Source organism: Actinomadura sp. GC306 (genome assembly GCF_004348665.1).
In the GTDB taxonomy this organism is placed as follows: domain Bacteria; phylum Actinomycetota; class Actinomycetes; order Streptosporangiales; family Streptosporangiaceae; genus Spirillospora.
In genome coordinates this window covers 1-12,673 of record NZ_SMKM01000201.1, presented here as the reverse complement: position 1 = coordinate 12,673, position 12,673 = coordinate 1, and the positions used below count along the sequence as shown (strand labels likewise).

Below are 12,673 nucleotides of genomic sequence, written 5' to 3'. Positions count from 1 at the left end.
CCCCCGCACACCCGCCCACACCCGGAGGTCCCCGTGACACACCAGTTCAGCGACCAGGCACCGGAGCTCTACGACCGGCCTCTGCTGCCGCCCGACACCGAGGCGCCCCGGCGGGCGGCGCGGCTGCGCGACCTCGGGCTCGGGCAGGCGCGGGAAACCGAGTTCGACGCGTTCGCCCGCGAGCTCGCGGCGGAGGCGCAGCGGCTCACCGGCCTTCCGGCCGCGCCGGTGGCGTTCGTGAACCTCATCGGCGAGGACCAGTTCGTCGCCGGCGCCTTCACCCCGCCGGCCGCCGCCGAACTCGTGGAGGGGGTCCTGGACACGCGGATCCCCCTCAACGCCGGCTACTGCCCGCACGTCGTCGTGCGGCGCAAGGCGCTGATCCTGGACGACGTCCTCGACTACCCGCGGTTCGCGGGCAACCCCATCGTCGACAAGCTCATGGTCCGCAGCTACGCCGGCGCTCCGCTGATCGACCGCACGGGCACGGTCCTCGGCACGGTCTGCGTCGTGGACAGCGAACCGCGCCCGTGGGGCAAGGCCGGCCTGGACCTCATGAAGGGGAAGGCGGCCGACCTGGCGGCCCGGATCAACCTCCGCGAGGGCCTGCCGGGCTGACCGGCGGCGGGGCGGGGCCCGGCCCCGCCCCGTCAGCTCCGTATGGTCAACCCCGTCCGGTCAGCCCCGTCCGGTCAGCCCCGTCCGGTCAGGCCGGTCCGGCGGACGAGCGGCCCGCCCCGGCGCCGACCGGCTCCGCCGCGTCCTCGTCGCCGAGGATGCCGGTGGCCATCAGCCGGAACTCGGCGGCGACGCCGGCGATGTCGTGCTTGAGGAACTCGACGGCCGGCCAGAGCCGCCCGGGGTCGGCGCCGGTCTCCTCGGCCCACGCGAGGAGCCGCGTCACCGCGAAGAGGTAGCCGATGGCGCGGCCCGCGAGGACCTGGTGCGTCTGGTCCAGGGGGCCGTCGAGGAAGCCCAGGTCCGTCTTGATCGTGTCGACGGCGGGCGCCGTGAGCGGCCAGTCGGCCAGGAACTCGCTGAGGGGCCGGCCGCCGCGCCGGGTCAGGCAGTGCGCGGCGAGTTGCTGGCTGAGCATGTCGTTGTTGCCGTCGAAGACGGTGAAGACCCGCGAGTCGAGGAACGCCTGGCCGGCGATGTTGCCGGGCGCCCCGCAGCGGTACCCCTCCCCGCCGGTCAGCTGCTGGTAGTTCTGCGCCGCGCTGACGATCCGCTCCGTGGCGACGGTCTTGAGGGCCTGGACGGCCGGGAACGCGGGGGCCATGTCGCCCTTGATGTCCAATTCCGTCTGCAGGTAATGGCTGAGCGCCTCGCAGATGGTGGCGGACGCGTCGATGGCGGCGAGCCGGTAGCGGACGAAACCGATTCTCGACTGCCGCTTCCGCCCGATGCGGCGGCCGTCCGCGTACGCGTGCGCCTCGCGGCTGATGCGCCGCAGGAATCCGGCCCCCGCCGCCGCGAGCAGCGACCGGGAGGCCAGGAAGAGGTCGGCCGAGGTCATGCCCATTTCCTCGGCGTCGATCCGGCGGTGCCGCGGAACGGTCACGTCGATGTCGTTGACGCCGTAGTCGAGCAGCTTCAGGCCGAGCGCCTCGTAGAGCTGGACGGTCCGGAACCCCTCGTCGCGCCGGACGATGAAGTACCCGTACTCGCGGCGGTGCGCGTGCTTCGCGACGACCAGCCACCAGTGCGCGGAGGAGCTGAGCGCCTGCCAGTGCTTGCGGCCGCGGATCCGGTAGCCGCCCTCGACCTCCTCGAAGACGGTCGTCATGGCGGACAGGGCCGACCCGGCGCCCGGTTCGGTGGCGGCGAGCCCGGCCAGCAGCGGCTCGCCGCCGCTGAACTGCGGCAGCATCTCCGCCTTGGCCTCTTCGCCGGCCCATTTCACGACCGGCAGGAGCGCTAACGCGGTGTTGACGATCACGTACACGCCGAGCGCCAGGTTCCACTCGGCGGCGGTCTCGACGGCCCGGCACATCTCGACGTGGCTGTCCCGGCCGCCGTACCGGGACGGCAGGGTCGGGAGCAGCACCCCGGCCTTGACCAGGCGCGCCCAGTCCTCGGCGGGGAGGTACTGCTGGGGGTAGGCCGCCGCGTCGAATCTCGACGCGGCCTCGTCGATGCCGGTGATGAACTCGTCCGTCGACAGGGACAGCAAACCATCCGTCATGGTGTCCGCTTTCACGGGTCGGCCGTACTAGTGCAAGGGGGAAGTCGATCAGTGCGGTCGATCGAGAGCATTCCGAGGTCGGGGGCACTGCGCAACAGCGGGTCCGGACACCACCTTCCGAATCGTGAGATTCTCAGCACGTAGCGCCATGGTTATTCTGATGATCACTGCACGCAAGGAACAACTTGCTTACTGCGACGGGTATAAGAACACGTTCTACGTCTAATGACCGCTCGCCTGACCGGGCCGTCAGAGTCTAGTGCTTGCCGTAGTCACGTAATCACGCTCCGGCAACGACCGGCCCCGCGACCACCCGCACGGAACCGGTCGGCTCTTTCCCGGAATCTTCCATTGATCACGCGGTGATCGCCCTTTTCCGTCCCCCTGGGCTCGGCAACCATGCGAAACAGCCGCTGTCAACGGCGAACCCCGACTTGCAGCCATACGGGGTTAGTGTGGCTATTCGCCATAGTTGGGGTACTGGGGCGCTGCTTGTCTCTTGAGCGGCCGGATGATCGACCGGCCGACCCTCCACGGGCCACCCGCCCGTCCCCCAGGAGGCAATGGTGCCCAGGACCCGCTGGACCGCCGCGACAGCCATGGCGGTCACTGGAACTCTCCTGACCATCGGGCTGGCGACCCCGGCCCAGGCCGAACGATCCTCCCCCCGCCCCGAACCACCGGGCGAGCACACCGAGCTCGCCGACCGGGACGCGCGCGGCGGCGCGCTCGCCCCCACCACCCGCCAGAAGAGCGCCGCCCGCGACGTGACCGTCCGGTGGAACCGGCTCGGCACCCCGGCCTCGGTGACCGGTTCCGGCCCCCTCGCGGGCGGCCTGCCCGGCGGCCCGGAGAAGGCGGCGCGCGCCTACCTGGCCGGCAACCGGGACCTGTTCGGCCTGGACGCGGCGGCCGTCACCGCGCTGGAGAAGGTCGCGGTCAACCCGATCGGCGACGGCGCCGCCGTGCTGCTGCGCCAGCGCTTCGGCGACCTGCCCGCCGGCCACGACGGGCTCGTCGCGGTCGGCGTGCGCGGCGACGAGGTCGTCTCGGTCACCTCGACCCTGTCCCGGGACGGCGGCGCCCCGCCGCCCGCCACGATCTCCGAGCGGGACGCGGTCGCCGCGGCCGGCCGGGACGCGGGCATCACGGTCTCGGACGCCGGCACCCGCCGGGTCCGGCTCGTCGCGGTGCCGACCGCCGACGGCGTCCGCAGCGCCTACCAGGTCACGCTGATGGACACCTCGGACGCGGAGCCGAAGGCCGTCACGTCCCACGTCGACGCCCGGTCCGGCGCGGTGCTCATCCGGGAGAACCTCGTCGACCACGACAGCGACGACCCGCACTGGTCGGTGTTCCCGGCCGCGCCGCCCGGCGACTACTCGTCCCGCGACACCCGGCGGACGTGGTGCTACACGCCGGAGCCCGGATGCGGCTTCGTCGTCGGCGGCGACCCGTCGAACGGGAACGCCTGGGACGTCGACCCGGCCACCGGGGAGCCGACCCACACCAGCTTGGGGAACGCGGCCCGCACGTACGACAACCGCGCGAGCGACGACCCGTTCACCGTCGGGACCCGCACCAACGCCCCCCGCCCGGACCGCGCGTACACCTACCGCTGGGGCAACCAGTGGTACCGGAGCAAGTGCGACCCGGCGACGCTGGACAGCCCGCAGGAGGCCGACCTGGAGGCGGCGATCTCCAACCTGTTCGTCCAGCACAACCGCATGCACGACTGGTCCTACCGGCTCGGCTTCACCGAGTCGGCGTGGAACATGCAGGTCGACAACGGCGACCGCGGCGGCCTCGGCGGCGACCCCGAGCAGGGCAACGCGCAGGCCGGGGCGAGGTTCCCGAGCATCCGCGACAACGCGAACCAGATCACCTTCCCCGACGGCATCGCCCCGATCACCAACATGTACCTGTGGCAGCCGATCGCGGGCGCGTTCTACTCGCCGTGCGTGGACGGCGACTTCGACATGACCGTCATCGGGCACGAGTACTCCCACGCCATCTCCGGCCGCATGGTCGCCGGCCCGGACGCCGGGTGGAGCGGCCCGCAGGCCGGGGCGATGAACGAGAGCACCTCCGACCTGCTCGCCATGGAGTACCTCAGCGAGTACGGGTTCCGCCCGCCCGGCCGGACGCCCAACGTCATCGGCGCCTACGTCACGGGCGAGCCGAACGCCGGGATCCGCAACTACGACATGAGCCGCAGCCCGCTCAACTACAGCGGCATCGGCTACGACCTCGTCGGCCCGCAGGTCCACGCGGACGGCGAGATCTGGAGCGCCACCCAGTTCGACCTGCGCGAGGCGTTCGTCAAGCGGTACGGCCACGGCAGCCGCTCGCTGCAGCGCAAGTGCGCCGACGGCGAGGTCGAGGTCGCCAAGTGCCCGGGCAACCGGCGGTGGGCGCAGCTGTCGTTCGACGCGCTGCTGCTGATGGCGAGCGGCGCGGTCAGCTTCGTCGACCACCGCGACGCGCTGCTCGCCGCGGACACCATCCGGTTCGGCGGGAAGAACCACGAGCTGATGTGGAAGGTGTTCGCCGAGCACGGGCTCGGGGAGGCGGCGTCCAGCGACGGGCCGGGCGACGCCGACCCGGTGCCGAGCTTCGCGTCCCCGGTGTCGCGGAACGCCCGCGTCACGCTCAAGCCGCGGGGTGACGCGAAGGACGAGGCCGTCCGGCTCTACGTGGGCGACTACGAGGCCCGCTCCGTCCCGGTGGCCGACACCGACCCGGCGACGCCGCTCGGGGCCACGTTCGACATCGTCCCCGGCCGCTACTCCTTCGTGGCGGTGGGCGCAGGCTTCGGGCACAAGAAGTTCACCGCGACGATCGGCAGCCGGCAGCGGTCCCTGCCGGTGACGATGGACCGCAACCTCGCCGCGAGCGCCAACGGCGCGGCCGCCGCCGGTGACGGCCAGTCCCACGGGGCCCTGCTGGACGAGACCGAGGCGACCAACTGGCAGTCGGTCGAGGCCCCGGTCGCGGACCGCCAGGTGACCGTCGACCTGGCGGGCGACCGCCCGGTCAAGGTCGGCCGGGTCCAGGTCAGCGCGATGCTGCGGCCGACGGTGGCCGGTGACCCGGAGGGCGCGAACACCGCCCAGAACCGGTTCACGGCGCTGCGGGCGTTCAAGGTGCTGGCCTGCGACGCCACCCGGGCCGACTGCGCGGACGACGGGGCGTACCGCACCGTCTACACCAGCCCGTCCGACGCGTTCCCGGCGGACCGGCCGCGGCCGACGGCGCCCGACATCAACCTCCGGTCGTTCGACCTGAGGGACGTGAAGGCGACGCACCTGCGGCTGCAGGTCGTCTCCAGCCAATGCACCGGCGCCCCGGCGTACGCGGGTGAGCAGGACAACGACCCGCGGTCCGACACCGACTGCGGCACCGCCGCCCGGTGGGCCGGTCTCGTCCGCGCCGCCGAGTTCCAGGCGTTCGCCCGGTAGCCGGGGCCGCGGTGAGGCGGGGGCGGTTCCGGCCGTCCCCGCCTTCCCGTTGCCGGCCGCACCAACGTTGATCTTGATCGGGACGACGAAGGGCGTGTCGATGGCCGACCCCGCCGACGACCTTCCGACCGGAGACTCCGACGGCCCGGAGTTCCTCGTTCTCGGGGAGCTCGTGGTGCGCTCCCGCGGGCGCCTCGTGCCGCTGCCGGGCCCGAGCGTCCGCGCCCTGCTGAGCGCGCTCCTGCTCACCCCGGGAGACGTCGTCGGCGAGGACCGGCTGCTGACGCTCGCCTGGGGCGCGGACCGGGGCAGCCGCCGCGCCCTCCAATGCGCCGCCACCCGGCTCCGGACATGGCTGCGCACCGCCGTGGGGCCGGACGCCCTGCTGGAGCACGCGGGATCGGGCTACCGGCTCGCGGTGCCGGCCGGGTCGGTCGACATCGCCCGGTTCCGCGCCCGGGTCGCCGCGCACGCCCGCACCGACGATCCGGAACGCTCCATCGCCCTGCTGGCCGGTGCGCTCCGGGAGTGGCGCGGGCCGGTCCTCGGCGGGCACCCGGAGCCCGTCGCCGCCGACCCGGCCGTGCGGGAGGTCGAGCAGGCGCGGATCGACTGCGCGGGCGCGCTGGCCGACCTGGCGCTCCGGCTCGGCCGGCCGGGCACCGCGCTCGCGCTGGTGGAGGACGCCGCCGCCGGCGCCCCCTACGACGAGCCGCTGCAGGCGCGGCTCATCCGGCTGCTGACGGCGTGCGGCCGGAACGCGGCGGCGCTCCGCCAGGTCGAGCGGGTGCGGCGGCGGCTGGCCGACGAGCTGGGCGTGCCGCCGTCCCGCGAGGTGCTGGAGGCGCACGCCGCCGCGCTGGACGGACACGGCGAGCCCGTCCCGGTGCCGCACCAGCTCCCGGCGGCGATCTGCGATTTCGCCGGCCGCCGGGACGAGCTCGCGGTGCTGTGCGCCCCGCTCCTGTCCGGCGGCGACCGCAGCGGGCCGCTGCTCCTGGTCGTCTACGGGACGGCCGGCGTCGGCAAGACGGCGCTGGCCGTCCAGGCGGCCCACCGCGCCGCGCCGCGGTTCGAGCACGGGCAGCTCTACGCGGTGCTGCGCGGCCCCGGTTCCCGCCCGGCCGACCCCGCGGAGGTGCTGGCGGCCTTCCTGCGGGCGCTGGGCGTGGACGACGGCCGTATCCCGCGCTCCCTGCACGAGCGGGCGTCGCTGTTCCGCTCGCGCGCCGCCGGGCGCCGCCTCTTGCTGCTCCTGGACGACGCCATGGACGACGCGCAGCTGCACCCCCTCATCCCCGGGACGCCCGGCTGCGCGGTGCTGGTCACCGCCCGCGCGCCGCTCGCCGGGCCGGCCGGCGCGCGCACGCTCCGGCTGGACGCGCTGCCCGCCGCCGACGCCCTCACCCTCCTCGGCCGCGCCGCCGGACGGGACGCCGTGACCGCCGATCCGGCCGCGGCGGAGATCGTCCGGATGTGCGGCCGGCTGCCGCTGGCGGTGCGCGTCGCCGGGCTGCGGCTCGCGCGGCGGCCGGGGGCGAGCCCGGCCCGGCTCGCCGAGCGGCTGCGGCCGGAGCACCGCCGGATGGACGAGCTGGCCGTCCGCGGCATCGCGGTGCGGCCCCGGCTGCGGGAGAACTACCGGGACCTCGCTCCCGCGCACCGGCGCGCGTTCCGGCTGCTGGGGCTGCTGCGCACGGCGACCTTCCCGGAGTGGGCCGCCTCCGCGGCCCTCGGCACCGGCCCCGACGCGGCGCGCGCCCACCTGGAGGCGCTGGCGGACGCCGCGCTGCTGGACCCGCTGGGCGAGGACGCGGCGGGCCAGGTTCGCTACGGCCTGCCCGCCCTGCTCGCGCTGTTCGCGCGGGAACTGGCGCTGGCCGCCGAACGGCCCGGGACGCGGGAGGCCGCGCTGCGCAGCGCGTACGGCGGCTGGCTGCACCGCGCCGAGCTGGCCGCCCGCGAGCCCGCCGCGTCCTGGGCGGCGGCCTGGTTCGAGGCGGAGGACGAGGCGCTCGCGACGGTCGCCGAGCAGGCCGCGGCGCAGGGCTTCCACGACCTCGGCGAACGGCTCGCGAAGGCCGTGCGCGAGCACCGCGCCCGCCGCCGGATCGGCGCCGCGCACCGGGTGAGAGCGGACTGAGAGCGGACTGAGAGCGGTCATCGGTCACGATGCGTCCGTGATCGAAGGCCCAGGTCCCGGGGACCCCCGCGCGGGAGCGCACGACGAGCACCCGCTGCCGGGCGGCCCGGCGTTCCTCCGCTTCGACCGCCCGGAGATCCAGGAGGGCTCGATGGTGGTGCGGGCCGTCCCGGCGGACGTCCGTGCGCACCGCAGGCAGGCCCGCGGCACGCCGCTCGCCTACCTGTACGAGGTGGTCTCCGAGGGGGAGCCCGAGCACGACCTCGCCTTCACGGCCGGCCACTACGACGAGGCCGGCCTCGTCTGGCGGTTCTCCGGGGAGGTGACCGGCATACCCGGCATCACCGAGCCGTCCGACGCGGTGCCGCCCTGAGCGCACGATTCCGGCGGCGCGTCCCGCCCCTTGAGCTCCGTCGCGGCATCCGCGCCGCGACGGGAGGCCGAAGGTCGCCGCGCACGCGGTGACGAAGGAGGTCAGTCCATGTCCGACACCCTGACCCGGGAGCCGCTGCACACCGCGCTCTCGTTCCTCGAAGGGGTGCACGTCGAGCCGCAGCAGCCGGCCGACCCGCGCCTGCAGCCGCTCGCCTACCTCTACTCGACCGACTGGGAGGGCCAGACCGCCGCCCGGATGCCCGGCCACTACGACGAGAAGACCCAGACGTGGGTCGCGCCCCCCGGCATGCCCACCGCGGGCATCGCCACCTACACCAACACCAGCTGCTATGCGGGGTCGGACCGCTGCCGGGACGACACGTGCGCCTGACCCGATGACGGCATCCGATCCCCGGGTCCTCATCCTGACCCAGGAGTTCGACCCCACGGTCGATCCGGTCATCACGACCCTGTCCGAACGGGGCACCGAGGTCGTGCGCGTGGACCTGAGCTACTTCCCGCGCCGGCTGACGTTCACCACCTCGGACTTCGGCGACGGCGGCCGGCGGATACTGCGCCACAACGACCGGGAGCTGGACCTCGACCGGCTCTCGGGCGTGTGGTACCGCCGCCCGACCGCCTTCGACTTCGGGCCGGACATGCCGGAACCGGAGCGGGTGTTCGCGCGCAAGGAGGCGATGCAGGCCATCGGCGGCATCCTGCGCGCGACCGACTGCCTCTGGGTCAACCGGCCGGACATCGACGCGATCGGGGAGCTCAAGCCGTACCAGCTGGAGCTGGCCAAGCGGCTCGGGTTCCGCGTCCCGCGGACGCTGCTCACCAACGATCCGCAGGAGGTCGCCGACCTGGTGGACCGGGCCGGCGTCCCGATCGTCTACAAGTCGCAGATCGGCGGGGTGATCCACTACCCGGGCGCGTTCCCGGGCGGGCTCCTCACCGCGCTCGTCGGGGACGAGATCAAGGAGAACCTCGACCGCGTGGGCCACACGATGTGCATGTTCCAGGAGTACATCGAGAAGGCGTACGAGGTCCGGCTCACCGTCATCGGGGACACCTACTTCCCGGTGACGATCAATTCGCAGGAGATGGATTCCACCAGGGTGGACTGGCGGGGCGAGGCGGGCGAGGTCGCCGTCCTGCCCTACGGCGAGTACCACCCGCTGCCGGAGGAGGTCGTCAAGCGGACCCAGGCGCTGCTCGCGGAGCTGAACGCGGTGTACGCCGCGGTCGACTTCATCGTCACGCCCGAGGGCGAGCACGTGTTCCTGGAGGTCAACCCGGCCGGCCAGTTCATGTGGATGGAGCATGACCTGGACCTGCCGCTCGCCGCCGAGATGGCCGGCCTGCTGGAGCGGGGCGGGCCGTTCCGGCGCGGGGACGCGGTGCAGGTCGGGTACTGAGTGCATCGGAGAAGGGAGCGGGCGGCGTGGCCGGGGCGATGCCGTACCTGACGATCGGCTGCCAGGCGGTCATCGCGGTCGCGTTCGCCCGCTCCTGCGCCGCGAAGGCCGCCGGCCGGGCGGCCTTCGCGGACTTCCGGCGCTGGCTGTCCGGCGCCCTGCGCGTCCCGGCGCCGCTCGCCGGCCCGGCCGCGGCCGGAGCGGTCGCCGCCGAGGGCGCCGTCGCCGCGGCGCTGCTGTTCCCGCCGCTCGTCCCGGCCGGGTTCGTGGCCGCCGCCGTGCTGCTGGCCGTGTTCACCGCGGCGGTGGCGTCGATGATCCGCCGCCGGGTGCGCATACCGTGCCGGTGCTTCGGTGCCGGCCGCCGGCCGCCCGGCCCCCCGCACATCGCGCGGAACCTGGCGCTGCTGGCCGCCGCGGTCACCGGCCTGCCGACCTCGGTGGCCGGGGACGGGCCGCCGCCGTTCGACGCGGCGGCGGTGCTCGCCGCGGTCGCCGGGGCGGCGGCCGCGCTGCTGCTGATCGAGCTGGAGGAGATCATTGATCTCGTCCGGCCCCTGCCCGCCACCGGCGAGGAGGCCCCATGACGGTGTGCACGGCCGCGATCATGGTCGTCGGCGTGCTGTGCCTGCTCAACATCGCGCTAACGCTCGCGGTGATCAGGCGGCTCAACGAGCAGGCCCGGCTGCTGGCCGAACCGGGCCGGGCCCCCGCCCAGCGCGGCTATCCCCCGCCGCTGGAGATCGCGCCCGGCGAGCGGGTCGGGGACTTCTCCGTCGCGACCGTGGACGGCGAGCCGGTCTCCAGGGCCGCGCTGCCGGAAACCACCCTGGTCGCGTTCATGGCGCCCGGATGCCAGTCGTGCGAGCAGAGCCTGCCGGACTTCCTCGCCCGCGCGGACGCGGCCCCCGGCGGCCGGGACGGCGTCCTGGCGATCGTCCTGGGCAAGGGCCCGGGACGCGACGAGCTGTGCGCCGAGCTGGCACCGGTCGCGCGGGTGCTGACCGAGGACGAGGAGGGCGGCCCGCTCGTCCAGGCGTTCGGCGTCGGCGCGCTACCGGCGTTCGGCGTCCTGGCCGGGGACGTGCTGGTCGCGAGCTACGCGCTCGCCGAGCAGATCCCGCTCGCGGGCGACGCGCCCGCGTGAGCCGGGGACCCGCGTGAACGAGGAGCGGCCGCGGTACGCGGCGGGCTCGCTGCGGGCGGTGGCGGAGCTGGCCTGGTCGTCCGGGCGGGCGCGGCTGCTGCTCCGCCTCGTGCTGACCGTCGCGGCGAGCGCGGTCCCGGTGGCACTGGCCTGGCTGACCAAGACCGTCCTGGACGGGCTGGCCGAGCCGGGGCGCCCGCTGCTGGTGCCCGTCCTGCTGCTAGCCCTGACGGGGGTGGCGGCGGCGGTGCTGCCGCACGCGATCCCCTATGTGGAGGCGGAACTGCAGCGGGCCATCGACCTGCTGTGCCGCCGGCGCCTCTACACGGCGGTGGCGCGCCTGCCCGGCCTGCGGCACCTGGAGAACCCGCGCTTCCAGGACCGGCTCGCCCTCGCCGGGGAGACCGGATCGTCCGGGCCTTCCGAGGTCGTCGGCGGGACGCTCGCGGGCCTCCAGGGCACGCTCATGCTCGGCGGGTTCCTCGGCACCCTCGCCGTCCTGAACGCCTGGATGCTGCTGCCCGTCGGGCTCGCGGGGCTGGTGGCGCTGCACGGGCAGATCCGGCTGAGCCGCTACCGCGCCCGCGTCCACGGACGGCTCGGGCACGCGACCCGGCGCGAGTTCTTCTACGCCCAACTGCTGAACAGCACCAGCGCCGCCAAGGAGGTCCGCCTGTACGGGCTGGGCGGGCTGTTCGGCGCGCGGATGCTGGCGGAGCTGCGCTGGATCAACGCCCAGCGCCGCCGGATGGACCGCCGGGAACTGCTCGTCCAGGGCCTGCACGGCGCGCTGAGCGCGGTAGTCGCCGGAGCGGGCCTGGTATGGGCGGTGGACGCCGCGCGCAACGGCCGCCTGACCATAGGTGACGTGGCGATGTTCGTCGCGGCGGTCGCGGGCGTCCAAGACGGCCTGGCCATCCTCATAAGCAGCGCGGGCCGCACCCACGAGGCGATGCTGCTGTTCGACCACTACCGCCACGTCGTCGAGGCCGAACCCGACCTGGCGCTCCCGCGCGGCCGTCCCCGGACCGTCCGGCCGCTCCGCGAGGGCGTCGAGCTGCGGGACGTCTGGTTCCGCTACGGCGACGACCTGCCGTGGGTGCTGCAAGGCGTGTCACTGACGATCCCCGCAGGCGGGACGGCCGCCCTGGTCGGGGCCAACGGCGCGGGCAAGAGCACGCTGGTCAAGCTGCTGTGCCGCTTCTACGACCCGACCCGGGGCGCGGTGCTGTGGGACGGCGTCGACCTGCGCGAACTCCCGGTCGAGGAACTGCGCCACCGCATCGGCGGGATCTTCCAGGACTACGTCTGCTACGACCTCACCGCCGCCGACAACATCGGCCTCGGCGACCCCGCCGCGCTCGACGACCGGGACCGCATCGAGGCCGCCGCCCGCCGCGCCGGCATCCACGACGCCCTCGCCGCCCTGCCGCGCGGCTACGACACGATGCTCTCCCGCGCCTTCGACACGTCCGCCTACGACGACCCGGGCACCGGGGTGCTGCTCTCCGGCGGCCAGTGGCAGCGCGTCGCGCTCGCCCGCGCCCTCCTGCGCGACCGCACCGACCTGCTGATCCTCGACGAGCCGAGCGCCGGCCTGGACGCCGAGGCCGAGGCCGAACTGCACCGCCTGCTCCGCGAGCACCGCGCCGGCCGCGCGGGCCTGCACATCTCCCACCGCCTCAGCACCGTCCGAGACGCGGACACGATCGTCGTCCTGTCCAACGGCCAGGTGGCCGAACAGGGCCCCCACGAAGCCCTGATGGCCGCAAACGGCCTCTACGCCCACCTCTTCACCCTCCAAGCCTCCGGCTACCAGCCCGCGGAGGGCTGAGCCGACGGCACCACGAAGTGGCGAGGCGGTGGACGTTGCCGGGCGCCGGGCTAGTCGGAGGCGGGGATGGCGTGGGCGTGGGTGGTGAGGATGTGGGTCAGGAG

General features: G+C 74.4%; 10 protein-coding genes. 9 read left to right on the top strand and 1 reads right to left on the bottom strand.

What is annotated here, in order from left to right:
• Positions 1–618 (top strand): GAF domain-containing protein (locus E1200_RS24010; RefSeq protein ID WP_347813237.1); only part of this gene is annotated, 618 nt, incomplete at its 5' end.
• An 88-nt stretch (positions 619–706) separates the two neighbouring features.
• Here the strand turns inward: E1200_RS24010 and E1200_RS24005 are convergent.
• Complete coding sequence (locus tag E1200_RS24005) at positions 707–2,188, bottom strand: acyl-CoA dehydrogenase family protein (protein ID WP_131954330.1); 1,482 nt, start codon at positions 2,186–2,188, stop codon at positions 707–709.
• A 563-nt stretch (positions 2,189–2,751) separates the two neighbouring features.
• Between E1200_RS24005 and E1200_RS24000 the strand changes: the two genes are divergently transcribed.
• The 8 genes from E1200_RS24000 to E1200_RS23965 all read left to right on the top strand — a co-directional run bounded on the left by E1200_RS24000 (position 2,752) and on the right by E1200_RS23965 (position 12,569).
• Positions 2,752–5,649: a M36 family metallopeptidase gene (locus E1200_RS24000; RefSeq protein ID WP_243708791.1), complete on the top strand. Its 2,898-nt coding sequence runs from the start codon at positions 2,752–2,754 to the stop codon at positions 5,647–5,649.
• 73 nt (positions 5,650–5,722) lie between these two features.
• Entirely contained in the window at positions 5,723–7,792 is a 2,070-nt protein-coding gene (locus E1200_RS23995; RefSeq protein WP_131954329.1) for a BTAD domain-containing putative transcriptional regulator, read from the top strand.
• 37 nt (positions 7,793–7,829) lie between these two features.
• Positions 7,830–8,165 (top strand): hypothetical protein, encoded by a 336-nt coding sequence (locus E1200_RS23990; protein ID WP_131954328.1) that lies wholly within the window; start codon positions 7,830–7,832, stop codon positions 8,163–8,165.
• 108 nt (positions 8,166–8,273) lie between these two features.
• Positions 8,274–8,558 carry a hypothetical protein gene (locus E1200_RS23985; protein ID WP_131954327.1) on the top strand — a complete coding sequence of 95 codons (285 nt, stop codon included), beginning with the start codon at positions 8,274–8,276 and terminating at the stop codon, positions 8,556–8,558.
• A 4-nt stretch (positions 8,559–8,562) separates the two neighbouring features.
• Complete coding sequence (locus E1200_RS23980; RefSeq protein ID WP_131954326.1) at positions 8,563–9,588, top strand: MvdC/MvdD family ATP grasp protein; 1,026 nt, start codon at positions 8,563–8,565, stop codon at positions 9,586–9,588.
• A gap of 26 nt (positions 9,589–9,614) precedes the next feature.
• Positions 9,615–10,175: a MauE/DoxX family redox-associated membrane protein gene (locus E1200_RS23975; RefSeq protein ID WP_131954325.1), complete on the top strand. Its 561-nt coding sequence runs from the start codon at positions 9,615–9,617 to the stop codon at positions 10,173–10,175.
• Entirely contained in the window at positions 10,172–10,735 is a 564-nt protein-coding gene (locus E1200_RS23970; RefSeq protein ID WP_131954324.1) for a hypothetical protein, read from the top strand. The genes E1200_RS23975 and E1200_RS23970 overlap by 4 nt, the downstream gene beginning before the upstream one ends.
• A gap of 13 nt (positions 10,736–10,748) precedes the next feature.
• On the top strand, positions 10,749–12,569 hold the full coding sequence (locus E1200_RS23965) for an ABC transporter ATP-binding protein (protein ID WP_131954323.1): 1,821 nt from the start codon (positions 10,749–10,751) through the stop codon (positions 12,567–12,569).
• Positions 12,570–12,673: the final 104 nt, after the last annotated feature.

Excerpts from the sequence above, each read along its gene's own strand:
- E1200_RS24005 (WP_131954330.1), bottom strand. The coding sequence starts at position 2,188 with ATGACGGATGGTTTGCTGTCCCTGTCGACGGACGAGTTCATCACCGGC.
- E1200_RS24000 (WP_243708791.1), top strand. The coding sequence starts at position 2,752 with ATGGTGCCCAGGACCCGCTGGACCGCCGCGACAGCCATGGCGGTCACT.
- E1200_RS23985 (WP_131954327.1), top strand. The coding sequence starts at position 8,274 with ATGTCCGACACCCTGACCCGGGAGCCGCTGCACACCGCGCTCTCGTTC.
- E1200_RS23980 (WP_131954326.1), top strand. The coding sequence starts at position 8,563 with ATGACGGCATCCGATCCCCGGGTCCTCATCCTGACCCAGGAGTTCGAC.
- E1200_RS23970 (WP_131954324.1), top strand. The coding sequence starts at position 10,172 with ATGACGGTGTGCACGGCCGCGATCATGGTCGTCGGCGTGCTGTGCCTG.